Raw genomic sequence first — 25,011 nt, forward strand, 5'->3', positions numbered from 1 at the left:
GAGGCCGGCGTCGGTGCCCGCGTCAGCCCGTCCGGCCGATCGTCGCCTCGATGCGGCCGTAGGGCTCGTCGGTCGGCAGGAAGACCGTGCCCGGGTTGTCGAGGCCGAACGGCGCGAGGTCGATCGGCAGGTAGTGCTTGTTGGGCATGACGAAGCCGATCTCGGCCAGTTCGGGGACGGCGGCCAGGGCCGCCTCGCCCATCCGGTACATGCTGTCCTGAATCCCGCGGCTGTAGGTGGTGCCGAACACAGTCAGCAGCGTCGCGAGGATCCGCGCATTGGCCGCGCCGTGATCCTGCGGGGCCGAGGCCCAGGTCCAGGTCGCGTCCATGCTGGTGGCGGCGATGCGGTCGGTCGTGTCTGGCAGGGTCCGGTACTGGTCCGCCACGAAGCCCGTCCAGCCCGACTGCGTGGTCTTCATGAAGGTGTACCCGCGCAGACCGGAGCGCAGGGTCGAGCCGCTCCGATCGGCGGTGAGACCCGCGAAGCCGGCGCCGTTCCCGTCGCGCGTGAAGGTATGGCCGTGCGGCGCGTCGGCGATCGCGTGCCGCAGCCAGCGGACCTCCTCCGCCTCGATCGCCACCGTCTCGACCTGGGGATAGGTCTCGAGCAGCACCCGCGCAACCGCGACGACGAATCCCTCGGCGTCGAGCGCGAGGTTCCGCGCCGCCGTGACGTTGACGATGTTCCGGATGCTGTCGGTGGCGATGGAAGCGCGGTTGTCACCCCCGGTCCAGGCGGCCTCGAAGCGCCCGGTCAGCATGACCGACAGGGTCACTTCGCGCGGCGTGTGGTGGTCGCCGTCACGGGCGAGGCGCAGCACCCGGACCCGTTCCTTGCCGTACCGCGATGCCGTCAGGGCCATGGGGATCTCCGACCGGACCGTCGCCGGCCATCTCACGCAAATCTTATTCATCCTAGGCCGACGCGCGTGGGGGCGCCAAGGTTCGAACGTGTCGGTGCGGCTTGACCGAGGCCTCATGGAAACCGGCATAGTGCAGGGCCGGGCCGAACCGGCCTCGGACCGGCGAGCGGGCATGGACCTCCACACGATCGAGACCGTCGTCCGGCCGAAGAATCGTTCCGAGCTCCCCGCCTGGGCGGACGGCGATGCCTGCTTGGGGGGCGGGACGTGGCTGTTCTCCGAGCCGCAGGTCGGGACGCGGCGCCTCGTCGACCTCGCGGCCCTGGAATGGACTCCGCACGCGATCGACGCGCACGGCCTCACCCTCGCGGCGACCTGCACCATCGCGCAACTCGACCGGCTCGAGCTGCCGTCGGGATGGAACGCGGCGCCGCTTGTCGGCCAGTGCTGCCGCGCCCTGCTCGGCTCCTTCAAGATCTGGACTGTGGCCACGGTCGGCGGGAATATCTGCCTAGCCCTCCCGGCCGGCCCGATGATCGCCCTCGCGACGGCCCTGGACGGCACCTGCACGATCTGGTCCCGGGACGGAGCTGAGCGCACCGTCTCCATCCTCGACTTCGTCCTCGCGCCGCAGCGGAACGCGCTCGCGCCGGGGGAGATCCTGCGGAGCCTGTCGATGCCGGCCGCCGCGCTCGCGCGGCGCACGGCTTTCCGCCGCGTCAGCCTCAGCCCGAACGGCCGCTCCGGCGCGCTGCTGATCGGGACGCGCGGCGCCGACGGCGCGTTCGCGCTCACAGTCACGGCCTCGGTCAAGCGGCCGCTCCGCCTCGCCTTCGAGGGGCTTCCGGGTCGGGCCGAGCTGGTGCGGGCGCTCGACGACGCGGTCCCGGATGCCCTCTACCATGACGATGTTCACGGGCGGCCCGACTGGCGCCGCCACATGACCCGTCACTTCGCCGAGGAGATCCGCGGGTCGCTCGACGCGGCGCCGTCGCCGGGAGCCGCGTCATGAAGCTCACGATCAACGGTGCCGCGCACGAGGGTGCGCCGCGGGCGGGGCAGTGCCTCAGGACCTACCTGCGCGAGGCCGGATGGTTCGGCGTGAAGAAAGGCTGCGACGCCGGCGATTGCGGCGCCTGCACGATCCATCTGGACGGCGAGCCCGTGCACAGCTGCCTGATGCCGGCCTTCCGCGCCGAGGGGCGGAGCGTGACCACCATCGAGGGGTTGGCCGGTCCCTGCCGTGCCGACGCGGCCGAGCCGACGGCGCTCCACCCGATGCAGGAGGCGTTCCTGGCGGCCCAGGGCTTCCAGTGCGGCTTCTGCACGCCCGGCATGATCATGACGGCCGCGAGCCTCAACCAGGGCCAGAAGCAGGATCTCGGCACCGCCCTGAAGGGCAATCTCTGCCGCTGCACCGGCTACCGGGCCGTGCGCGAGGCCATCGTGGGCGGCACGCATCCGGTCGAGAGCGGGGCCTGCGGCGATCCCGTGGGCCGCAACCTCGCGGCGCCGGCCGCGCCGCTGGTGGTGTCCGGGCGCGCCCGCTTCACGATGGACCTGCCGCTCGGCGACACGCTCCATCTCAAGGTGCTGCGCTCGCCGCACGCCCATGCCCGGATCGTCGCGGTCGACGCGTCGGCGGCCTGCGCCGTGCCGGGCGTGGTCGCCGTGCTGACCCACGCCGACGCACCGCCGCGCCGGTTCTCGACCGCCCGCCACGAGGATCCGCGGGACGACGCCTCCGACACGCGGGTGCTCGACCCGATCCTGCGGTTCGTCGGCCAGCGCGTCGCCGCCGTTGTGGCGGAGACGGAGGCGGCCGCGGAGGCCGGATGTCGCGCCCTGCGAGTGACCTACGAGGTCCGACCGGCGCTCCTCGATCCGGAGCGCGCCCTCGAGGCCGACGCGCCCCGGGTTCACGACCCCCGCGACTGCCCGGGCGAGGACGCACCGCCCCTCGGGCGCCATCCCAACCTCGCCGGAGAGGTGCACGGCGCCGTCGGCGACGTGGACGGGGGCTTCGCCGAGGCGGACTTCGTCTACGCGGGGACGTTCCGGTCGCAGCGCGTCCAGCACGCTGCCATGGAGACCCACGGCTGCATCGGCTGGCGCGCCGAGGACGGCCGCCTGACGCTGCGCACCAGCACCCAGGTGCCGTTCCTGACCCGGGACGCGCTGGCGGACCTGTTCGGCTTGGAGAAGGACGCGGTGCGCGTCGTCTGCGCCCGGGTCGGGGGCGGCTTCGGCGGCAAGCAGGAGATGCTGACCGAGGACCTCGTCGCCCTGGCGGTCCTGTACACCGGGCGGCCCGTGCGCTGGGAGCTGACCCGCGAGGAGCAGTTCGTCGGGACGACGACGCGCCACCCGATGCGGGTGGACGTGAAAGTCGGCGCCCGCCGGGACGGCACCCTCACGGCGCTCAGCCTCGATGTCCTGTCCGATACCGGCGCCTACGGGAACCACGCGGGCGGCGTGATCCACCACGCCTGCCACGAGGTGCTGGCCGCCTATGTCTGCCCGAATAAGCAGGTGAGCGGCCGCGCCGTCTACACCCACACGGTGCCGGCGGGCGCCTTCCGGGGCTACGGGCTGAGCCAGACGATCTTCGCGCTCGAATCCGCCCTGGACGAGGTCGCCCGCGGAGTCGGCCTCGACCCGTTCGCCCTGCGACGGCGCAACGCCGTCAAGCCGGGCGACGCCATGGTGTCGAACAGCCTGGAACCGCACGACGTGATCTTCGGCAGTTACGGGCTCGACCAGTGCCTGACCCTGGTCGAGGAGGCGCTGCGGGCCGATCCGGGCCCCGATCCGGAGGCCGGCTGGCGCGCCGGGACCGGCATGGCCATGGCGATGATCGACACGATCCCGCCGCGCGGCCACCACGCCGACGCGCGGGTCAGCCTGGACGCCGACGGGCACTTCACGGTGCGCGTGGGGACGGCGGAGTTCGGCAACGGCACCAGCACGGTGCATCGGCAGATCGCCGCATCGGCGCTCGGCGCCGCGCCGGAGCGTGTCCGCATCGCGGGCGCGGACACCGATATCGTCGGTCACGACACGGGCGCCTACGGGAGCACCGGCACCGTGGTGGCGGGTCTGGCGACCTTGCGCGCGGCCGAGGCGCTCGCGGTGCGAATTTGCGCGCGGGCGGCGGAGATCGCGGGCGCGCCCCCAGCTTCGTGCCGCCTGAACGGGGAGCAGGTCGAGACGCCGGCGGGGCCGGTGACGCTGGCGGCGGTCGGTCCCCTCGACGCGACCGGCCGGGCCGACGGCAGCCCGCGCTCGGTGGCGTTCAACGTCCACGCCTTCCGTGTGGAGGTCGACCCGGTGAGCGGCGCGGTGCGGATTCTCAGGAGCGTCCACGCCGCCGATGCCGGGCGGGTGATCAACCCGATGCAGTGCCGCGGTCAGGTCGAGGGCGGCATCGCGCAGGCGCTCGGCGCAGCTCTCTACGAGGACGTCCGCATCGCCGCGGACGGGAGCCTCGTCACGCAGACGTTCCGCGACTACCACATCCCCGCCTGCGCCGACGTGCCCGACACCGAGGTCCTGTTCGCCGACACCCACGACAGCGTCGGCCCCCTCGGGGCCAAGTCCATGAGCGAGTCGCCGTTCAACCCGGTGGCGGCGGCGCTCGGCAACGCCATCCGGGACGCGACCGGGGCCCGCCTGACCGCGACTCCCTTCACGCCCGACAGGATCTACCGGGCCGTGGCGGCCGGCCGGGCCGGGCTCCCGTGATGGATCGCGCGCGGGACACGATGCCGACGGCGAAGCCGGGTTTCCTGGAGCGGACCTTCCGCCTCGCCGAGCACGGCACCAGCGTGCGCACGGAGCTGCTGGCGGGGCTGACCACCTTCCTGACGATGGCCTACATCGTCTTCATCAATCCGAGCATCCTGGGGGATGCCGGCATGCCGCGCGGCGCGGTGTTCGTGGCGACCTGCCTCGTCGCGGCGCTCGGCTCGCTGATCATGGCGCTCTACGCCAATTACCCGATCGCCCTAGCGCCCGGGATGGGGCTCAACGCGTACTTCACCTACGTGGTGGTCCAGCAGCTCGGCTACAGCTGGCAGGCGGCCCTCGGCGCTGTGTTCATCTCGGGCGTGTGCTTCCTGATCGTGACGCTGACGGGCCTGCGCGCGCTCATCGTCGACGGGATCCCGCGATCCATGCGCATCGCCATCACGGTGGGGATCGGCCTGTTCCTGGCGATCATCGCGCTCAAGAACGCCGGCCTCGTCGCGGCGAGCCCGGCGACCTTCGTCACGCTCGGCGACCTGCACAAGCCCGAGGCGATCCTGGCGGTGATCGGCTTCCTGATCGTGGCGGTCCTCTCCGCCCGGAAGGTCCGGGCGGCGCTGCTCTCCAGCATCCTCACCGTCACGGCATTGAGCTTCATCTTCGCCGGCAACACCTTTCAGGGCATCGTCTCCCTTCCGCCCTCGATCGCCCCGACGCTGTTCGCCCTCGACATTCCGGGCGCCCTCTCCGCGGGCCTGCTCAACGTGATCTTGGTCCTGTTCCTGGTGGAGCTGTTCGACGCCACCGGCACGCTGATGGGCGTGGCGAACCGGGCCGGGCTACTGACCGACGGGCGGATGCGCCGCCTCGACCGGGCCCTGATGGCCGATTCCGTCTCGGTCTTCGCGGGCTCGCTCCTCGGCACGTCGAGCACCACGGCGTATCTGGAGAGCGCCTCCGGCGTCGAGGAGGGCGGCCGCACCGGGCTCACGGCCGCCACCGTGGCGGTACTGTTCCTCGCCTGTCTGTTCTTCGCGCCCCTGGCGGGCGCGGTGCCTGCCTACGCCACGGCGCCGGCCTTGTTCTACGTCGCCTGCCTGATGCTGCGCGAGCTGACGGAACTCGACTGGGACGACCTCACCGAAGTCGTGCCGGCCTGCGTCACAGCCCTGCTGATGCCCTTCACCTACTCGATCGCCACCGGCGTCTCGTGCGGCTTCATCACCTACGCCGCGCTCAAGCTGTTCGCGGGCCGCGCCCGGGAGGTGAAGCCGATCGTCTGGGTGATCGCCGCGGTCTTCCTGTTCAAGTTCGTGGAGACCGGCGGCGCGCATTGACGCCCGCGCGGCGCCCCTAACGGCCCGTCGCGGCCGCGTGGAGCGCCGCCGCGTCCCGCGCGCCGCGCATCGCCGCGGCGGCCCCCGGGTCGCGCAGGCGCCGCGCCACGCAGGCCAGCGCGTTCAGCGTCTCGCCCTCGGCGGCGGTCGGGAGCAGGAGCAGAGCGACGAGGTCCACCGGCCGGTCGTCGACCGCATCGAACTCGATCGGGTCGCGGAGCCGGGCCAGGATCCCGTACGGGCGCGCGACAGCCTCGAGCCGCGCATGCGGCAGGGCGATGCCGTCGCCGATCCCGGTCGAGCCCAGGGTCTCGCGCCGGATCAGCGCCGAGAGGACCGTCTCCACGGCGAGGCCGAGGGCGCTGGCCGCGCGGCACGCCATCTCCTCGAGCAGCGCCTTCTTGCTGGCGGCGCGCAGGCCGACGAGTACGTCGGCGGGCGCGAGGATCCGATCCATCGTCATAGCGCGGGATCGCGGGCGCTGCGAAGCATCAACTCGTCCTCGGAATCAGTGGGCGGTCGCGCCGTCGGCGCCGCGGGAATGCGGGGCCGGCTCGTCGTCCGGCGCGCGCAGGCGGTAGCCGACGCCGGTCTCGGTCAGCAAGATCCGCGGCCGCTCGGGATCCGCCTCCAGCTTCTGGCGGAGCTGGCGCACGTAGACGCGCAGGTATTGCGGGTCGGACGAGGACGGCACGGAGCGCATCAGCTGCGCGTGGGTCAGCACCTTGCCGGCGTGCAGGACCAGGACGCGCAGGAAGTCGTACTCGCGCGGCGTGAGCTTCACCTCGGCCTCGTCGACCTTCACGATCCGGCGGACCAGATCGACCGACAGGTTGTCGACGCGGAAGATCGGCCGCTCGCCCCGCGCGGCGAGCTGGTGTCGCATGGCGGCCCGCAGGCGCGCCAGCAGCTCCGCCATGCCGAACGGCTTGGTCACGTAGTCGTTGGCGCCGAGATCGAGCGCCTCGACCTTGCCGCCCTCGTCGTCGCGGCTCGACAGGACGACCACGGGGAGGTCCGGATGGATCGCCCGCACCGACCGCAGCAGGTCGTGGCCGCGCATGTCGGGCAGTCCGAGGTCGAGGATGACGAGATCCACCCCCTCGCGGCCGAGCAGCGCCAGGGCGGTTCGCGCATCGGGCGCCTCCAGGACGGCGTAGCCCTGGGTGGCCAGGCCCATGCGCAGGAGCTTGCGGATCGGCGGCTCGTCGTCGACGACCAGAACGGCGGGGCTCATGCGGCGATGTCCCTGGGTGCATTCCGGGCCGGAACCGGCAGGCTCACGGTGAAGCAGGCCCCGCCGCGGTCGCGGCGATTCTCGGCCGTGACGGTGCCGCCCATCGCCTCGACGAAGCCCCGGGAGATCGCGAGGCCCAGGCCGGTGCCGGCCCGGACCCGGTCGCCCTTCCGGACGCGGTAGAACTTGTCGAAGACCCGCTCGACATCGGCGTCGGGCAGGCCGTCGCCCTCGTCCAGCACGGCGATCCGGACCCGGTCGCCCGCGCGGCGCGCCCGGACCGTCACGGTCGAGCCCTCGGGCGCGTACTTGGCCGCGTTGTCGAGGAGGTTGACCAGGACCTGCTCGAACAGGACCGGGTCGAGCGCCAGGGCCGGCAGGTCGGCCTCGACCTCCACGGCCACGCGGTGGTCGGCCAGGATCTTCTGGGTGCGGCGCAGAGCGGTGTCGACCGTCTCGGCCACGTCCTGGGCGGAGAGGTTCGGCGCCACCGCGCCGGCTTCCAGCCGGGTCATGTCGAGGAGGTTGGCGATGAAGCGGTTGAGCCGCTCCGACTCCTCGATGATCGTCGCCAGCAGCTCCGCCTTGGCTTCGGCGGGAAGCGCCGCGTCGAGGTCGCGCAGCGTGCTGGCCGCGCCCAGCACCGAGGCGAGCGGCGTGCGCAGGTCGTGGCTGATCGAGGTGAGCAGCGCCTGCCGCAGGCGGTCGGTCTCGGCGGCGCGCTCGGCCCGGTCGAGATCCTCCACGAGCCGGACCCGCTCGATGGCGAGGGCGCCCATGTCGGCCAGGGCGTCGAGGAGGCGGCGGCCTTCCGGCGACAGGATCGGCCCGGTGCCGTCGGAATCGAGGCCGATCACCCCGATCGTGCCGCGCCCGGTCCGCATCGGCAGGAACAGGCGCTTGGCACCGGGCAGCGTGTCGGCGCCCCGGCCCGCGGGCCGGTCGTTGTCGAAGGCCCACTGCGCGGCCGCGAGGTCGGCCTCGTCGAGCATGTCCTCGGGCGGGTAGCCGGCCCTGACCGTCACGGCTTGGCCGTCGGGCAGCAGCAGGACGACGCGCACCTTCAGCATCGCGGCGACCTGGGCGCAGGTGGCCCAGAGCACGTCGTCGAGGGTGCCGCAGGCGGCGAGCTTCCGCGAGAAGCCGAACAGCCGCTCGGTCGCCCGCGCGCGGCCCTGGCTGACCACCGCCACGCGGCGCGCGCGCGAGGCGAGGTTCGAGACCAGGACGGCCACCAGGGTGAAGAGCAGGAAGGCCGCGACGTTGGTCGGGTCGGCGATGGTGAGCGTGTAGACCGGCGGCAGGAAGAAGAAGTTGTAGGCGAGCGAGGCCGCCACGACCGCGGCGAGCGCCGGCCCGAGACCCCAGCGCACCGCCACCGCCACGACGGCGGTGAGCAGGAACAGGTCGGCGTTCTCGACGCCCGCGTAGGGCTCCGCGACGATGGCCGCGCCGAGCCCCGCGGCGATCGCCGCCAGGGCGATCGCGTAGGGCCGCGCGTCGAATCCCGGCCGCGGCGCGGTCACCGCCACGGCGCGGCGCGGCGGCGTCTCGTCGGGGACGGCCTCGCCGGGGACGACGTGCACGCTGATGGCGCCGCTCCGCCGCACGAGGTCGTGCACCACCGAGCCGTTGAGCAGCTCGAACAGCCAGGACCGGTGCGCCTTGCCCACGACGATGTGGTTGACGTTGGCCGAGCGCGCGTAGTCGAGCACGTCGTCGGCGATCCGGCGCCCGCCGGGCAGGGTGATGGCGTCGCCGCCGAGCCGGTCGGCGAGCCGAAGGGCCTCGGCGATCCGGTCGCGCTCCGCCTCGCTCAGGGCCGCCGCCCGCGCGCCCTCGATGGAGAGCGCCGTCCAGGGGGCGTGCAGGCGGTCGGCCAGCCGCTTGGCGTAGCGCACCAGGCCGGAGGAGCGGGGATCCTCGTTCACGCAGACCAGCACGCGCTCGCCCGCCGCCCAGGGACCGGCGATGGCGTTGGCCCGCATGTGGCCGAGCAACTCGTCGTCGACCCGGTCGGCGGTGCGCCGGAGGGCCAGCTCGCGGAGCGCCGTCAGGTTACCGCGGGAGAAGTAGTGCTTGAGCGCGCGCTCGGCGTGGGTCGGGACGTAGACCTTACCGTCCTTCAGGCGCTGGATCAGGTCGTCGGGATTGAGGTCCACCACCTCGATGTCGTCGGCGCGGTCGAGGACGCCGTCCGGGACCGTCTCGCGCACCCGGATGCGGGTGATCGACGCGACCACGTCGTTGAGGCTCTCGACGTGCTGGATGTTGAGCGTCGTGAGCACGTCGATGCCGGCGTCGAGCAACTCCTCGACGTCCTGGTAGCGCTTCGGGTGGCGCGAGCCCGGGGCGTTGGTGTGCGCAAGCTCGTCGACCAGCGCGAGGGCCGGCCGGCGGGCGAGCAGGGCGTCGAGGTCCATCTCCTGGAGGACGGTGCCGTGATACGGCACCGACCGCCGGGGAACCGTCTTGAAGCCGTCGAGGAGGGCCTCCGTCTCGACCCGGCCGTGCGTCTCGACGACGCCGACCACGACGTCGATCCCCGCCTTGAGGCGCGCCCGGCCGATGGTCAGCATCTCGTAGGTCTTGCCGACGCCGGGGGCGGCCCCGAGGAACACCTTGAGACGGCCGCGCGTCCGCTCTTCCCGGCGCGCCGCTTCGAGCAGGGCGTCGGGCGAGGGGCGGGTCGGGTCGCGGCCGGTCTCGGGCATGATCCCTCTACTTAGCGCCGTTCAGCGACGGGCGAGATCGTCGACGGCGAGGTTCAGCGCCAGCACGTTGACGCGCGGCTCCCCCAGGATGCCCAGGGTGCGGCCCACGATGCGGGCGGTCACGAGGTCGCGCAGCTTGTCCTGCGGGATGTTGCGGGCCTTGGCGACGCGGGGAACCTGGAAGTAGGCGGCCTCGGGCGAGATGTCCGGGTCGAGGCCGGACCCGCTGGTCGTCACGAGATCGACGGGCACCGGGGCGCCCGGATTCTCGGCCTTCAAGGCCTCGACATCGGCCTTCACCCGCTCGGCCAACGCCGCGCTGGTCGGCCCGAGATTCGAGCCCGAGGAATTGGCCGCGTTGTAGGGCGCCGGCACCGTCTTCGAGGCGTCGGCGGGGTCCGGCGCCGTGGTCGCCGAAGGCCGGCCGTGGAAGTAGCCGGCACCGGTGAAGTTCTGGCCGATCAGGCTGGAGCCGATGACCGTGCCGTCGCGCTCGATCAGGCTGCCGGCGGCCTTGGCGGGGAAGATGGCGCCGGCGAGGCCAGTCATCGCGAGGGGATAGGCGAGGCCGGTGATCGCCGTCAGGGCGGTGAGCAGGACAAGGGCAGGGCGAAGCTGTTTCAGCATGGCGGGTCTCCGAGGGACCGGTTCAGACGAGGTGGAGGGCGCTGACGGCGAGGTCGATGGCCTTGATGCCCACGAAGGGCACGAGGACGCCCCCGAGGCCGTAGATCAGGAGGTTCCGGCGCAGCAGCGCGGCCGCGCCGACGGCCCGGTAGGTGACGCCGCGCAGGGCCAGCGGGATCAGCGCCACGATGATCAGCGCGTTGAAGATGATCGCCGACAGGATCGCGCTCTGCGGCGAGGCGAGGCCCATGATGTTGAGCGCCTGGAGCTGCGGGTAGAGCCCGAGGAACATCGCCGGGATGATGGCGAAGTACTTGGCCACGTCGTTGGCGATCGAGAAGGTCGTCAGCGCGCCGCGGGTCATCAGCAGCTGCTTGCCGATGCCGACGATCTCGATGAGCTTCGTCGGGTCGCTGTCGAGATCGACCATGTTGCCGGCCTCGCGGGCGGCCACCGTGCCGGTGTTCATGGCGACACCGACATCGGCCTGGGCCAGCGCTGGAGCGTCGTTGGTGCCGTCGCCGCACATGGCGACGAGCTTGCCGTCCGCCTGCTCCTTGCGGATCAGCGCGAGCTTGTCCTCAGGCGTGGCCTGGGCGAGGAAGTCGTCGACGCCGGCCTCGGCCGCGATCGCCGCCGCGGTCATCGGGTTGTCGCCGGTGATCATCACCGTGCGGATGCCCATCTGGCGCAGCTCGGCGAAGCGCTCGCGGATGCCGCCTTTCACGATGTCCTTCAGGTAGACGACGCCGAGCAGGCGGCCGTTTTTGGCGACGGCCAGCGGCGTGCCGCCGACCTTGGCGATCTCCTCGGCGATGGCGCGGGTCTCCTTGACGGCGGCCGTCTCCGGAGCCGGCTGAAAGGCCAGGGCGGCGCTCGAGCCCCGGCTCGCCACCGGCTGACCGGACAGCGACGCGATCACGGCGTCGACGGCGCCCTTGCGGATCGAGGCGCTCTCCAAGTCGACGCCCGACATCCGCGACTGTGCGGTGAACGGCACGAAGGTGGCGTTGAGCGCGGCCATGTCGCGGGCGCGGATGCCGTACTTCTCCTTGGCCAGCACCACGATCGAGCGGCCCTCCGGCGTCTCGTCGGCGAGCGAGGCGAGCTGCGCCGCGTCGCCGAGTTCCTGCGCGCTCACGCCGGAGACCGGACGGAACTCGGTGGCCTGCCGGTTGCCGAGCGTGATCGTGCCGGTCTTGTCGAGGAGGAGGGTGTCGACGTCGCCCGCCGCCTCGACGGCGCGGCCCGACATGGCGAGCACGTTGAAGCGGACCAGCCGGTCCATGCCGGCGATGCCGATCGCCGAGAGCAGCGCGCCGATCGTCGTGGGGATCAAGGTCACGAACAGGGCGACGAGGACGATCACCGGGATCGCGCCGCCCGCGTAGCTCGCGAAGCTCGGGATCGAGGCCACCGCGAAGACGAACACGATGGTGAGCCCGGCGAGCAGGATGTTCAGGGCGATCTCGTTCGGCGTCTTCTGTCGCGAGGCGCCCTCGACCAGCGCGATCATCCGGTCCACGAAGGTCGAGCCGGCCGCGGCGGTGATCCGGACCTTGATCTCGTCCGAGAGCACCTGCGTGCCGCCGGTCACCGCCGAGCGGTCGCCGCCGGATTCGCGGATCACCGGCGCGGATTCACCCGTGATGGCGGCCTCGTTCACGGAGGCTACACCCTCAATCACTTCGCCGTCGGAGGGGATCAGGTCGCCGGCCTCGACCAGCACGACGTCGCCGACCTTGAGGGCGGTGCCCGGCACCGTCTCGTAGGCGCGGCCCGGTCCCTTGAGGCGCTTCGCCGTCATCTCGGTGCGGGTGCGCCGCAGGCTGTCGGCCTGGGCCTTGCCGCGCCCCTCCGCGAGGGCCTCGGCGAAGTTGGCGAAGATCAGGGTGAACCACAACCAGAGGATGATCTGGCCGGAGAAGGCGAGATCGCTGCCGCCGGTGATGAGGTCGCGGGCGAACAGGATCGTGGTGAGCACCGCCACGACCTCGACCACGAACATGACCGGGTTGCGGATCATGGCGCGGGGATCGAGCTTCCCGACGGAGCCGATGAGGGCCGGCCCGATCAGGGCGGCACTGAACAGGGATGACGTCTGGCGAGACATGGAAAATGTCCGGAGGAGAGATGGAAGTGGGGCTGCCGTCCTCGCGGGCGGAGCGATGCGATCCAGGGCCGCGCTGCGCTCGCGAGGACGGTTGCGGAGGGGCTCAGCCCGCGACGCCGAGGGTCAGCGCGTAGGCCGCCAGCAGGGCGAAGCCGCCGAGGAGGACGACGCCGAGAAGCGCCAGCACGAGGTCCGACGTCCGCGGGGGCGGGGCTCCGGCACGGCCGGCGCGATGCGGCTGCCGGTGCAGCACGAGGTGGTGGCGCGCGACGCGCCGGGCGGGGAGGGCGCGCGGCATCTCAGCCCCCCGTCGCGAAGGTCTGGCCGGCGGCGCCCGCGAGGTGCTCGACCACGGGGCCCAGCGCCAGCGAGGGGAAGAAGGTCAGGCCGCCGATGATCAGGATCACCCCGACGAGCAGCCCGACGAACAGGCCGCCGTGGGTCGGGAACGTGCCTGCCGAGGCCGGGACCGTCTTCTTGGCGGCGAGCGAGCCCGCGATGGCGAGCACGGGGATCTTCACGAAGAACCGGCCGACCAGCATGCCGATGGCGAGCGTGCTGTTGTAGAACAGCGTGTTGGCCGTCAGCCCGCCGAAGGCCGAGCCGTTGTTGGCCGCCGCCGACGTGTAGGCGTAGAGGATCTCGGTGAAGCCGTGCGGGCCGGCATTGGCCGGGCCGGCGAGGCCCGCCGGCACCACCGTCGCCAGCGCCGTGAAGCCCAGCATCATCAGCGGCAGGCAGAGGATGCCGAGCATGGCCATCTTCACCTCCTTCGCCTCGATCTTCTTGCCGAGGTACTCGGGGGTTCGGCCGACCATCAGGCCCGCCACGAAGATCGCCACGATCACGAAGATCAGCATGCCGTAGAGGCCGGCGCCGACGCCGCCGATGATGATCTCGCCGAGTTGCATGTTGAGCAGCGGGATCAGGCCGCCGAGCGCCGTGAACGAGTCGTGCATGGCGTTGACGGCACCGCAGGAGGCCGCCGTGGTGATCACCGCGAACAGCGCCGAGGCGGCGATGCCGAAGCGGGTCTCCTTGCCCTCCATGTTGCCGCCGGTCAGCCCGAAGCTGTTCAGGACGGAGCTTCCGTGGGCCTCGGCCCAGTAGGTGACGAGGACGCCCGCGAGGAACAGGATCCCCATGGCGCCGAGGATGGCCCAGCCCTGCCGCTCGTCGCCGACCATGCGGCCGAAGACGTTGGTGAGGGCGGCGCCGATCGCGAAGATCGAGACCATCTGGACGAGGTTCGACAGCGCGGTCGGATTCTCGAACGGGTGCGCGGCGTTGGCGTTGAAGAAGCCGCCACCGTTGGTGCCGAGCATCTTGATCGCCACCTGGCTCGCCACCGGTCCGAGCGCGATGGTCTGCTTGGCGCCCTCCAGCGTCGTGGCGTCGGCGTAGGCGCCGAGCGTCTGCGGAATGCCCTGCCAGACCAGGAACAGCGTGTAGGGCACGCAGATCGGCAGCAGCACGTAGAGGGTGGCGCGGGTCACATCGACCCAGAACGAGCCGATCGTGCCGGAGGACGCGCGCGCGAATCCGCGGATCAGCGCCACCGCCACTGCGATGCCGGTCGCCGCCGACAGGAAGTTCTGGTGCGTCAGACCCAGCATCTGGGACAGGTACGAGAGCGTGGTCTCGCCGCCGTAGGACTGCCAGTTCGTGTTGGTGATGAAGCTGGTCGACGTGTTGAAGGCGAGGTCCGGCGCCACCGCGGTCTGGTCGGCCGGGTTCAGCGGCAGCACCGCCTGCAGCCGCAGGATCGCGTAGAGGACCGCGAAGCCTAGCACGTGGAACAGGATGACCGCACCCGTGTAGGCCAGCCAGTGCTGCTCCTGGCGGTCATCGATGCCGGACACACGGTAGAGACCGCGCTCGATCGGTCCGAGCACGGGCGAGAGGAAGGTGCGCTCTCCGGTGAAGACGCGGGTCATGTACGACCCGAGGGGCTTCACGAGCGCCAGAACGATCGCGCCGTAGAGCGCGATCTGGATCCAGCCGTTGAGGGTCATGGGGGAGATCCTGCGGGCCGCTCAGAACCGCTCGGGGCGGACGAGGGCGTAGGTGAGGTAGACGAGGAGGCCGGCGGTCACGCAGGCGCCGAGGGCGAGGTCGAGGGTCATGGCGGCCTCTCTCACAGCCGGTCGCAGGCGGCCGCGTAGCCGGCCGCCGCGACGAAGAAGGCGAGCCCTCCGGCCAGGAAGACGATGTCGAGCATGGGGGTCAGGTCCGGTTCGGCGGACCGGCCGCGGAGGCTCCGCGACCGGGCTTGGCCGACCATCAGTGTCGCCGGGAACCGCGTTAGGGTTCGAGCGAGGACCGAGCCGGAACATATAAGGGTCGCGTTAGGATCGGGTGCGTCGGCCGAAGCTCGCCTGGAGGCCCGCGCAGGCTGCCGGAACGGTCAGCCAAGCCGCCCCCGGGCAGAGGGCGCGCCACCGGGCGCGGTCCAGGCGGATCACCCCGGCCTCTCGGCCGAGGATCCCGCCGTAACCGAGGCCGCAGACGCCGCAGCGTCCGGCGAGCGGCTCGATGGGGCAGGGCGAGGGTGACGCGTCGGCCGGCGACGCAGCGGCGCCGCGACAGGCGGGGGAGACTCCGGCGCTCACCGGACCTGCAGGGGTTCGAAGAGGTTCAGTGCGAGCAGCGCGAGGGACACGGCGGACCACCCGCCGAGCGCGACCACCATCAGCGCGAAGACGTGGTCGGCCCTGCACTCGGCGAGGATGTGGCGGACGATTCGCATGCGGAGACTCCATCCGGGCTGTTGCCCGATGGCGTGACCACGTCCGCATCGGCCGTGAGGGACCAAGACGCGTGCGAGGCGTCCGGCATAGGGATGTCATCAGGACCGGGCGGCGGCGCGTCCGCAAGGCCCAGGAAGCTCGGGTCGAGCTCGTGCAGGAAGCAGGGCGGCGAGCTGTAGGCGCCGAAGTCCGGCTCGTCGCGGCTCGGCGACGCGGGGACACCCTCGGGCGCGCGGGTCGGGTCTGACGGCATGACGCGGTCCCTCCGGAAGCGTCCTGTCCGCGGCCGGCCGTCAGGCCGGGCGCCGCGTCGGACGCCGGATGTCGGACCCGGCCGCGACGCGGCCGGGCGCGGTTCTAGACCGTCGCGGCTTCTGGCTGCTCGGTCGAGTTGAACACGACCTCGCCGGTCCGCTCGCAGACCACGCTGACCGAGGTCGCCCCGTTCTCGCGCTGCTGCACGGGGAGCTGCGCGAGCGCGTAGGCCGTCGCCGCCTCGAGATCGCACGGCCACAGTTTGGTGAAGCTCTCGCGCTTCCCGCGGCGAAAAGTGATTTTGTAAGCCATCGTTTCCTCCGTTTTCACGGAAGATACACCTTCTCGGCGTGCCGCCACGTCGCGCCGAGACATGGCACCGATGCGTTCCGGGCGGGAACGGCGGCGACATACGGGTAGATCGGTCAGAAACGGTCAACCCGTGACTGGAGCGGGACAGCAGTCTCCGTACAGCTTGATCCGCAAAATAGACCATGCGACGGTGCCGAATAATGAATTGCGCAGCCTCGGGCATCGCGCAGATCAGGCCTTCTAGGGCAGGGCGTCACGCCATGGCGCATCGGTGTCGGAGTGGTTCGAGTCATGTCCCACATGCCGGCCGGGTCACTTGACGGAGCGGGCCGGGCCGCGGACGCCGCCCCGGTCCGGAACGCCGGGCCGCTCGACGAGGTCGGCGTCGCCAAGCAGAAGCTCATCGAGGCGATCGAGTGCAGCTCCGAGGGCTTCGCACTGTTCGATTCGGACGATCGCCTCGTCCTATGCAACGGGCACTTCCAAGATCTCCATCCCGGCCTGTCGACGATCATCGTGCCGGGCGTAGCTTTCGAGGCCATCGCCCGCGCCGTCGCCGAGACCTGCGTCGTTCGCCCGAACGGCATGACCGTCGAGGGCTGGCTTGCCGAGCGGATCGCCCACTACCGCGCGCCGGGAGGGCCGCTTCTCCAGCAGCGCGTCGACGGCCGCTGGGTCCAGGTCAACGAGCGCAAGACCAACGACGGCGGCGTCGTCGCCGTCTACACCGACGTGACCGAGATCAAGCGCGCCGAGCAGGTGCTCCAAGCGACGCAGGGGCGGCTGACCTACCTGCTCACCGCGTCCCCGTCGATGATCTGCAGCTTCGAGGTCGGCGGCAGGAACGCGCCGACCTTCATCAGCGAGAACGTGCGCGATCTCCTGGGCTACGAGCCGGGCGATTACCTGGCCGGGCCGGAATTCTGGCTGGAGCGGCTTCATCCCGACGACCGCGACCGCGTGCTCGCCGAGTTCCCGCGCCTGCTCGCCGACGGGCACAACGTCATCGAGTACCGGTTCCAGCACGCGAACGGCACCTATCGCTGGGTCCGGGACGAGCAGCGCCTCCTGCGAGATCCGGGCGGACAGCCCGTCGAGGTGGTCGAGTCCTGGAGCGACATCACCGAGCGCAAAGAAGCCGAGCTGGCGCTGCAGAAGCAGACCGCCTTCGTCGAGCTGCTCCAGGCCGCCGCCGCGGCCGCCAACGAGGCGCCGACGGTCGAGGACGCCCTGCGCTTCTGCCTCGAGCGCGTCGCGCAGCACGCCGGCTGGCCTGTCGGTCACGCCCATATCCTGGCCCGGGACGGGACGCGGACGCTGCTCCCGACCGGCATCTGGCACTGCGATCCCGGCGCGGATGTCGCGCGATTCCAGGCCGCTACGGCTGCCACGTCGCTGGCCGCCGGATCGGGCCTGGCCGGCCGCGTTCTCGTCTCGGGCGCGCCGGAATGGAGCGTCGGGGACCCGACGCTGGCCGCGGACCCGCGCGCGCCGGCGGCGGTCGAGCACGGCATCCGGGCGGGATTCGGCTTTCCGGTGACGGTCGGGCGCGACGTCGTCGCGGTGCTGGAGTTCTTCGCCCGCGACGCGTCCCCGCCGGACGCCTCGCTGCTCCGGGTCATGAGCAACATCGGCGCGCAGCTCGGCCGCGTGATCGAGCGCAAGCAGGCCGAGGAGAGCCTGCGTCAGGCGAAGGAGGCGGCCGAGGAGGCGAGCCGCGCCAAGAGCAGCTTCCTCGCCAACATGAGCCACGAGTTGCGGACCCCGCTCAACGCGATCATCGGCTTCACCCGGCTGGTGATGCGGCGGGCGAAGGATGTCCTGCCGGTCAAGCAGTTCGAGAATCTCGAGAAGATCCTGGCGAGTTCCGAGCACCTGCTCTCGCTGATCAACAGCATCCTCGACCTCGCCAAGGTCGAGGCGGGGCGCATGGAGGTGAAGCCCTCGGACTTCGCCCTGGAACCGGTCCTCGACCTGTGCCTCCGCACCGTCGAGCCCCTCGTCAAGAACGAGGGCGTGCGCCTCGTCCGGGACGTCCGGGACCCGCCCCCGATGCTGCGCACGGACGAGGAGAAGCTGCGGCAGATCCTGATCAACCTGCTCAGCAACGCCATCAAGTTCACCGAGGCCGGATCGGTCACGCTCCGCGTCCGCTCGGTCGATGAAGGGATCGAGTTCGCCGTGATGGATACCGGCATCGGCATCCCGGCGGGCGCCCTGAGCGCGATCTTCGAGGAGTTCCATCAGGTCGACAACAGCGCGACCCGGTCCCACAGCGGCACCGGGCTCGGGCTCGCGATCAGCCACCGGCTGGCGCGCCTGCTCGGCGGCCGGATCGACGTCGAGAGCCGCGAGGGCGAGGGCTCGACCTTCACCCTCACCATCCCGCCGCGGATCGCCGGCGGCGCCGAGGCGCCGCCCCCGAAGCCGGCGCCCGCCACCGTCACCGCGCCGCGCTCGGGCGCCAAGGTCGTGCTGGCGATCGACGACGATCCCAACGTCGTCTACCTGCTGAAGGAGAATCTCGCCGATGCCGGCTACACGGTCGTCGGGGCGGCGAGCGGCCAGGAAGGGCTGGTCAAGGCCCGGGAGCTGCAGCCGCGGGCGATCACACTCGACATCATGATGCCCGGCACCGACGGCTGGCAGGTGCTGCACGCGCTGAAGACCGATCCGCTGACCCGCGACATCCCGGTGGTGCTGATCTCGATCGTCGACCAGAAGGAGCTCGGCTTCCGGCTCGGCGCGACCGACTACATCGTGAAGCCGTTCGAGCGGGAGGCCCTGATCGGCGCCCTCGCGCGGATCGCCCCCGACAACGAGCGCGTCCTCGTGATCGACGACGATCCGAACGTGCCCGACCTCGTGCGCCAGCTGCTGGATTCGGAGCACTGCACCGTCGACTGGGTGGCCGACGGCGCGGCCGGCCTGGAACGCATCGCGCAGGCCCGGCCGAGCGTCATCCTCCTTGACCTGCTCATGCCGCGGATGGACGGCCTGGCCTTCCTGGATGCCCTGCAGGCTGATCCCGCCGCCCGATCGATCCCTGTCGTGGTCCTGACCGCCGCGTCGCTTGATTCAGCCGAGCGCGGCATGCTGCGGGAGCGTGTGCTTGGGCTGATCGACAAGGGCGGGCTCGACCGCGCCGCCCTGGTTCGCGAGGTCCGCCGCGTGCTGCCGGTCCTGGAGACTGAGACCGCCGACGGTGGCCGATGAGGCTCGGGACAATCTGGGCGCGGCGGCCCGCATCGTCCGGGATCCGCCCATGAAGCGGATACTCATCGTCGAGGACGTCGCGCTCAACCGCGATCTGCTGACCCAGCTGCTGGAGGACGAGTACGAGATCCTGATCGCCGTCGACGGGGCCGCCGGTGTCGACATGGCGATCGCGCACCGGCCCGACCTCATCCTCATGGACCTGTCGCTGCCGCTCGTCGACGGCTGGGAGGCGACGCGCCGCATAAAGGCGAACGCGACCACCTCCGCCATTCCGGTGATGGCGATCACCGCCAACGCGATGACCGGCGACGAGGACCGCGCGCGGGCCGCCGGCTGCGATGACTTCATGACCAAGCCCGTCGACGAGGACCTCCTCTTCGCCAAGCTGCAGCACTGGCTCGGCTGAGCGCGGCCGTCGCACGCCAGGAAGGGAGGACCCTTGGAGCCAGCCCGCATCCTCATCGTCGACGACGAGCCGTTCAACCTCGACCTGCTGGAGCAGGAGCTGGAGCTCCTCGGACATACCAGCGTGCGGGCCGCGAACGGGCGGGCGGCCCTCGACCGGCTGAGCGAGGAGCCGTTCGACCTCGTCCTGCTCGACGTGATGATGCCGGCCCTGGACGGCTACGCCGTGCTCGAGCGCATGAAGGCCGACGAGGCTTGGCGCCACACGCCCGTCGTGATGATCTCCGCTCTGATGGAGATCGGCAGCATCGTCCGGTGCATCGAGCTCGGCGCCTTCGACTACCTGCCGAAGCCCTTCGAGCCGGTGATCCTGGAGGCCCGCATCCGCTCCTGCCTGGAGCGGAAGCGGGCGCATGACCGTGAAGTCGCGCATCTGCGGACCATCGAGCGCGAGCGCAAGCGCGCCGACGAGCTGCTCCACGCCATCCTGCCGGTCTCGGCGGTGGCGGAGCTGATGGAGACCGGGCAGGTCAAGCCGCGGCTGTTCGACGACGTCGCGGTCCTGTTCATCGACCTCGTCGGCTTCACCACGTGGTGCCACGACCAGGGCCCGGACGTCGTCGTCGCGGAGATCCAGCGCCTGGCGGAAGCCTTCGAAGTGGTCGCGCAGGCGCGGGGCCTGGAGAACATCAAGACGATCGGCGACGCCTTCATGGCCACGGCCAACCTGCTGCGGCCCCACGACGACCCGGTCTCCGCCGCCATCCGCTGCGCCGCCGACATGGTGGAGATCGCCGCGGCGGGCGAGCCGGGCTGGCGGATCCGCGGCGGCATCCACATCGGGCCGGTGGTCGGCGGTATCGTCGGCCGGACGAAGTTCACCTTCGACCTGTGGGGCGACACCGTGAACGTCGCCGCGCGCCTCTCCGGGCTCGGCGACGGGTGCGCGCTGCACCTGTCGCGCGAGGCCTTCGACCGATTGGCCGATCCACGCGACGTCCGGCCGATCGGCGCCGTGACGCTGAAGGGCAAGGGCGCGGTCGACGTGTACTGCCACGCCCTCGCGGCCGGCGACGCGGACCGGGCCTGAGACGGCCTCGGCGGCCGCGGAGCGTTCCGGATTGCGCAGCAAGAAGCGGGATGCGGCGGGCCGGGACGGGGCCTAGGGCCCGTCCCGGAGGTGCACTATGACCCGTTTTCGATGCGTTCCGATCCCGACGGAGACCGCCGATCGCTTCCGCAGCGCCGGCCTGGACGACCGGGGCAACCCGATCCGGCGGGTCGCCGCGACGGCGAACGGAGGCTTTCCGTGCCGCCACTGCCTGCGACTCGGCCAGCCCGGCGAGTCCATGCTGCTCGGATCCTACGATCTGCCGGAGCCCCGCGGCATCTACTGGACCCCGAGCCCGATCTTCCTGCACGCGCGAGACTGCCCGCGCGCCGAGACGGTCGACGAACTCGCGCCGATCGTCCGCGCGAACGCGCTCGTGTCGGTTCGCGCCTACGACGCGGAGCATCTCTGTCTCTACGATCTCGGACAGGTCTGTGCCGGGAGCGAGGCCGAGGGTCCGCTCCGCCGCGCCCTCGCCGACCCGCGCACCCGGTTCGTCAACGTCCACACGGCCCGACCCGGGTGCCTGCTCGTGCGCGTGGAGCGCGTGCCCGGCTGACCGCGGTCCTCCGCGCCGTTCCGCGCAAGCCGTGCCTGCGCCCCGTCAGGCCGCGACGTGGAGATGCTGCTGCGCTGTGATGAAGGCGGCCACGCCGGCAGCCGGGATCGGCTTGCTCAGCAGGTAGCCCTGGACCTCCGAGAAGCCGCTCGCTCGCAGCCGGGCCAGCTGCTCGGGGGTCTCGACACCCTCGGCCGTCGTCGTGATCTTCAGGCTGCGGCCGAGTTCTGCCACGACGTGGACGATGGCCGCGGCCTCGTCCTTCTCGAGCAGGTTCCGGACGAAGGACTGGTCCAGCTTGATCTTGTCGAAGCGGAACGTGTTCAGCGAGCTGAGGGACGAGTAGCCGGTCCCGAAATCGTCCATCGAGAACCGCACGCCGAGGCGGCGCAGGCGGCTCAGCATGTCGAAACTCGCCTGATCCTGGCTCAGGATCACCGACTCGGTGATCTCCAGCTCAAGCCTGTGGCTCGGCAGCCGGGTCTTGCGCAGGACCTCCTCGACGAAGCGGTCGAGATTGCCCTCGCGGAACTGGATCGGCGAGATGTTGACGGCCACCCGCAGGGAGCCGGGCCACGTCATGGCATCCGCGCAGGCCCGCTCGAGCACGTAGGCGCCGAGGGCGTCGATCAGCCCCGTCGCCTCGGCGACCGGGATGAACTCGCCGGGCGAGATCATCCCGCGTTCCGGGTGATGCCACCGGGCCAGCGCCTCGAAGCTCGTCACCGCGTTCGTCGCCAGATCGAAGAGCGGTTGATAGTGCAGCTCGATCTGCGCGGTGCCGATCGCCAGCCGCAGCTCGCGTTCCAGCCAGCGCCGCTGGTTCTGGCGCTCCTCCATCTCCTGCTCGAAGACGCGGACGCGCCGACCGCCGTCGGCCTTGGCGGCGTAGAGGGCGACGTCGGCGCGCCGCAGGAGATCGTCGCCGTCGGCATCCTCCGTGCCGGAGACGGCGATGCCGAGGCTCCCGTCCACGGAAACGAACTGGCCAGCGAGGAAGAACGGCCGCCTGAGCTGGGTCAGGATCTGCTCGGCGAGGACGAGGACTCCGTCCGGCAGATCCGCCTCACAGAGGACCATCGCGAACTCGTCGCCGCCGAGGCGCGCCACCGTGCCGCTGGGCGGGCACAGGGCGGTGAGGCGACGCCCGACCTGCCGGAGAAGCTCGTCGCCGGCCGGATGCCCGAGGGTGTCGTTGATGCCCTTGAAGTCGTCGAGGTCGAGGCAAATCACCGTCACTGCCCGGCCACCGCCCGCATGATCCGCGAAGGCGGCCGCCAGACGCTCGGCCAGCAGGGCCCGGTTCGACAGGCCGGTCAGCGCGTCGTGGGTCGCGAGATGCGCGATCCGCGCCTGCGCGGTGACGCTCGCGGTGACGTCCTCGTGGGTCTCCACCCAGCCGCCATCGGCCATCGGCTCGACCGTAATCTCGACGCAGCGGCCGTCGGCGAGCGTCCGGGTGAGGGTCCGGCGGCTCGGCCCGCTCTCCGCGTCCGGCCAGTCCGCGAGACCGGCGAGCCGGCGAACCTCTGCCTGCGCCGGTTCGGTATCGAGCGCGCCCGGGGCGATGCCGTAGATCCGGCAGAACTGGGCATTGTAGACCTTGAGCCGGCCGTGGCCCCCGAACATGCACAAGCCCTGGGACATATTGTTCAGGGCCGCGTCGAACCGCTCGTTCTGCTCCTGGAGCTGCCGCTCGCGCTCCGTCAGGATCGTGTTCTGCCGGAACACGTCGTCGCGCAGCTGATCGCGCTCCGAGAGGGAGTGCTCGAGCACGACGACGGCGCGCGCGATATCGCCGACCTCGTCGGCGCGGTCGGTATCCGGCACGCTCACGTGCCAGTTGCCGCGCGCGACCTCGGAGACCGTCTGGGTGATGCGCACCAGGGGTCGGGTGATCCGGCTCGACAGGAAGAGCAGGACGACCGCGACCAGGCACAGGGTCAGACCCGCCACGACGCTGAGCGTCCGCAGGAGCGAGCGCGAGCTCTCCTCGCCGATGCCCACGACCTTGCCGGTGAGCTGCTGCAGCTCCTTGAGCGGCGCCGCGACGCAGAGGCGAATGTCGGCAGGCTGGGCGATGCAGCGCGCTACCTTCTCGGCTCCTACCACGGCGTGAAGCTCAGCACCCGACGCGGGTCCGAGTTGGGCGTGGGAGACCTCCGCGCCCGCCGAGGAGAGCAGACTCTGGCCGGAGAGGATGAGGACGTCGCGGCCGCTGAGCGACGCGAAGGCCGTCAAGGTCGGCTCGTGCGGACGCAGGACCCGGTATCCGACGAGGCCGCCGATCACCTCGCCGAAATCGTCGAAGAGCGGCTGGCCGAAGATGTCGGCGACCGTGCCGCTCTCGTTCGCGGCGAGCGCGCGCGCCAGCGCGTCGTCCCAGCGCAGCGACAGCACGAACCCGTCCGCGTGCTCCCTATCGTTGCGGGCGAGCACCGTCCGGAGGGCCGTCGCGACGGGTGACGTCCCGAACGCCCCGTTGGCGGCGAGGAGATCCGCGTCGACGCGGTCGGCCGTCAATGCGCGGAGATTGAGGTCGAAGGCGATGGCACCGTCGAGGTCCGCAAGCGCCAGCGCCGGCCGGAGCAGCTCCGAGGCCGCCACCGTGTTGCCGGAGAAGACCGCCTTGGCGACGTCCCAGCGCTTGGCCATGGTGGCGAAGCGCCGCTCGACGTCCTCGCGCTGCATCTGTAGCCGGGCGGCGGCGAGCTTGGCGTCGCTGAACAGGCGGTCGGAGAGCTGCGCCTCGGACCAAGTCGAGACCTCTCGCTCTTGCTCGCGGAGCGTCTGCCCGGAGCGCAGGACCACCAGGAAGACCAGGGCCGCCAGCGCGACCGCGGCCGTCGAGAGCGTCGCGCCGACGAGGCGCGCGCGCAGGGAACGCGAGAAGACGGTGCCCGTCACGGCCTGAGCGGGGCGCCGCCCCGCTCCGCCATGACCTGACCCGCGCGATCGGACGTCGCGAAGGCGAGGAACGCGGATGCCGCGGCGTCGCGCGTGGCGGCCTTGTAGATCAGCGCGAGGGTCACGGCGCTCGGATAGGCCGGATCGCGCGGCGCCCTGCCGTCGATCGTCAGCACTGTCAGATCGCCCGCGAGCGCCGGGGAGTACGGACCGAAGCCGATCGCGCCGGGCGTCTCGCGCACCGTGGCGATCGCGTCCTGGGTCGTGGTCGCGGTCTTGGAGCGGCTGGTCAGGACGAGGTCGCGCCAGCCCGGCATGGTCGCCCGAAGCACCGACAGCGTGCTGTCCGTCTCCTCGCGGCGGACGACGCGGATCTTGAGATCGGGTCCGCCGAGGGCGCTCCAATTGTCGGTCGTGCCCGCGAAGATGGCCGCGACCTGCGCGCTCGTCAGGTTCGTGACGCCGGCGCCCCGGTGGACGAAGATGGCCGAGGGGATGCGGGCGAGCGGCACCTCTACCAGGCCCTGGGCCTTCTCGGCCTCGGTGAGCGGGCGCGCCACCCGTCCGAGCCGCTGGCGCTCGCCGCCCACGGCCGCGACGGCGCCGCCGGAGCCGATGCTCGGAGGAACCGAGACGCGGGCGTCGCCGCCCTCGGCATTGTAGGCGGCCGCGACCGCCTGGAGCATCTCGATCCCGTCACCCGTGCCGACGATCGGGAGATCGTCCGCCCGGACGCCGCCCGACTGGGCGAGGAGGATGATTCCACCCGCGATGACGCGCCGAAGATTCGAGAATGACAGTGCCATGACCGGAGAATGCGCCTTGAGTGCTTAACTCGAGGTCACCGGATACC

Annotated in this window: 21 protein-coding genes; 7 read left to right on the forward strand and 14 right to left on the reverse strand. The window is 71.4% G+C overall.

Going from position 1 to position 25,011, the window contains the following annotated elements:
* Positions 1-22 precede the first annotated feature (22 nt).
* Entirely contained in the window at positions 23-865 is an 843-nt protein-coding gene (gene pucL, locus BKE41_RS01215) for a factor-independent urate hydroxylase (protein ID WP_012317223.1), read from the reverse strand.
* Positions 866-1,037: 172 nt separating this feature from the next.
* On the opposite strand from pucL, the gene BKE41_RS01220 reads away from it, so the two are divergent.
* From BKE41_RS01220 to BKE41_RS01230, 3 genes are read left to right on the forward strand one after another with little or no spacing between them, the layout of a single operon-like run.
* The gene (locus BKE41_RS01220) at positions 1,038-1,877 is read left to right on the forward strand and encodes an FAD binding domain-containing protein (protein ID WP_070998312.1); all 840 of its coding nucleotides are present in this window, start codon (positions 1,038-1,040) and stop codon (positions 1,875-1,877) included.
* On the forward strand, positions 1,874-4,609 hold the full coding sequence (locus tag BKE41_RS01225; RefSeq protein ID WP_070998315.1) for a molybdopterin cofactor-binding domain-containing protein: 2,736 nt from the start codon (positions 1,874-1,876) through the stop codon (positions 4,607-4,609). The genes BKE41_RS01220 and BKE41_RS01225 overlap by 4 nt, the downstream gene beginning before the upstream one ends.
* A complete protein-coding gene (locus tag BKE41_RS01230; RefSeq protein ID WP_024827812.1) occupies positions 4,609-5,949 on the forward strand; it encodes an NCS2 family permease in 1,341 nt (446 codons plus the stop codon). Before BKE41_RS01225 ends, BKE41_RS01230 begins: the two co-directional genes overlap by 1 nt.
* A gap of 16 nt (positions 5,950-5,965) precedes the next feature.
* On the opposite strand, the gene BKE41_RS01235 is transcribed toward BKE41_RS01230, so the two are convergent.
* The 11 genes from BKE41_RS01235 to BKE41_RS01275 form a co-directional block, all read right to left on the reverse strand.
* Positions 5,966-6,412 (reverse strand): PTS sugar transporter subunit IIA, encoded by a 447-nt coding sequence (locus BKE41_RS01235; protein WP_024827811.1) that lies wholly within the window; start codon positions 6,410-6,412, stop codon positions 5,966-5,968.
* Positions 6,413-6,457: 45 nt separating this feature from the next.
* Positions 6,458-7,186 (reverse strand): response regulator transcription factor, encoded by a 729-nt coding sequence (locus tag BKE41_RS01240; protein ID WP_070998316.1) that lies wholly within the window; start codon positions 7,184-7,186, stop codon positions 6,458-6,460.
* Positions 7,183-9,900, reverse strand: coding sequence for a sensor histidine kinase KdpD (locus BKE41_RS01245; protein ID WP_070998319.1), 2,718 nt, complete (start codon positions 9,898-9,900; stop codon positions 7,183-7,185). The genes BKE41_RS01240 and BKE41_RS01245 overlap by 4 nt, the downstream gene beginning before the upstream one ends.
* A gap of 21 nt (positions 9,901-9,921) precedes the next feature.
* On the reverse strand, positions 9,922-10,527 hold the full coding sequence (locus tag BKE41_RS01250; RefSeq protein WP_070998321.1) for a K(+)-transporting ATPase subunit C: 606 nt from the start codon (positions 10,525-10,527) through the stop codon (positions 9,922-9,924).
* A 22-nt stretch (positions 10,528-10,549) separates the two neighbouring features.
* Positions 10,550-12,640: a potassium-transporting ATPase subunit KdpB gene (kdpB, locus tag BKE41_RS01255; RefSeq protein ID WP_029358286.1), complete on the reverse strand. Its 2,091-nt coding sequence runs from the start codon at positions 12,638-12,640 to the stop codon at positions 10,550-10,552.
* A gap of 103 nt (positions 12,641-12,743) precedes the next feature.
* Complete coding sequence (locus BKE41_RS01260) at positions 12,744-12,938, reverse strand: hypothetical protein (RefSeq protein WP_024827806.1); 195 nt, start codon at positions 12,936-12,938, stop codon at positions 12,744-12,746.
* 1 nt (position 12,939) lies between these two features.
* Positions 12,940-14,655: a potassium-transporting ATPase subunit KdpA gene (gene kdpA / locus BKE41_RS01265; protein ID WP_012317233.1), complete on the reverse strand. Its 1,716-nt coding sequence runs from the start codon at positions 14,653-14,655 to the stop codon at positions 12,940-12,942.
* Positions 14,656-14,676: 21 nt separating this feature from the next.
* The gene (locus BKE41_RS01270; RefSeq protein ID WP_020091582.1) at positions 14,677-14,766 is read right to left on the reverse strand and encodes a K(+)-transporting ATPase subunit F; all 90 of its coding nucleotides are present in this window, start codon (positions 14,764-14,766) and stop codon (positions 14,677-14,679) included.
* An 11-nt stretch (positions 14,767-14,777) separates the two neighbouring features.
* Complete coding sequence (locus BKE41_RS30970; protein ID WP_012317234.1) at positions 14,778-14,924, reverse strand: hypothetical protein; 147 nt, start codon at positions 14,922-14,924, stop codon at positions 14,778-14,780.
* A gap of 324 nt (positions 14,925-15,248) precedes the next feature.
* On the reverse strand, positions 15,249-15,389 hold the full coding sequence (locus BKE41_RS31510) for a hypothetical protein (protein WP_012317235.1): 141 nt from the start codon (positions 15,387-15,389) through the stop codon (positions 15,249-15,251).
* Between the two features lie 358 nt (positions 15,390-15,747).
* Entirely contained in the window at positions 15,748-15,957 is a 210-nt protein-coding gene (locus tag BKE41_RS01275) for a hypothetical protein (protein WP_024827804.1), read from the reverse strand.
* A 291-nt stretch (positions 15,958-16,248) separates the two neighbouring features.
* Between BKE41_RS01275 and BKE41_RS01280 the strand changes: the two genes are divergently transcribed.
* From BKE41_RS01280 to BKE41_RS01295, 4 genes are all read left to right on the forward strand, one after another.
* Positions 16,249-19,173, forward strand: a complete 2,925-nt coding sequence (locus tag BKE41_RS01280) for a response regulator (RefSeq protein ID WP_070998322.1) — start codon at positions 16,249-16,251, stop codon at positions 19,171-19,173.
* Positions 19,174-19,222: 49 nt separating this feature from the next.
* Positions 19,223-19,582, forward strand: a complete 360-nt coding sequence (locus BKE41_RS01285; protein ID WP_043073025.1) for a response regulator — start codon at positions 19,223-19,225, stop codon at positions 19,580-19,582.
* 33 nt (positions 19,583-19,615) lie between these two features.
* Positions 19,616-20,671 (forward strand): adenylate/guanylate cyclase domain-containing protein, encoded by a 1,056-nt coding sequence (locus tag BKE41_RS01290; protein ID WP_070998324.1) that lies wholly within the window; start codon positions 19,616-19,618, stop codon positions 20,669-20,671.
* Between the two features lie 97 nt (positions 20,672-20,768).
* Entirely contained in the window at positions 20,769-21,251 is a 483-nt protein-coding gene (locus tag BKE41_RS01295) for a DUF1203 domain-containing protein (protein WP_070998325.1), read from the forward strand.
* 45 nt (positions 21,252-21,296) lie between these two features.
* On the opposite strand, the gene BKE41_RS01300 is transcribed toward BKE41_RS01295, so the two are convergent.
* Positions 21,297-24,158 carry an EAL domain-containing protein gene (locus BKE41_RS01300; protein WP_070998328.1) on the reverse strand — a complete coding sequence of 954 codons (2,862 nt, stop codon included), beginning with the start codon at positions 24,156-24,158 and terminating at the stop codon, positions 21,297-21,299.
* Entirely contained in the window at positions 24,155-24,964 is an 810-nt protein-coding gene (locus BKE41_RS01305; protein WP_024827800.1) for a substrate-binding domain-containing protein, read from the reverse strand. Before BKE41_RS01305 ends, BKE41_RS01300 begins: the two co-directional genes overlap by 4 nt.
* Positions 24,965-25,011 lie beyond the last annotated feature (47 nt).

Source organism: Methylobacterium sp. C1 (assembly GCF_001854385.1).
Classification (GTDB): Bacteria; Pseudomonadota; Alphaproteobacteria; order Rhizobiales; family Beijerinckiaceae; genus Methylobacterium; species Methylobacterium radiotolerans.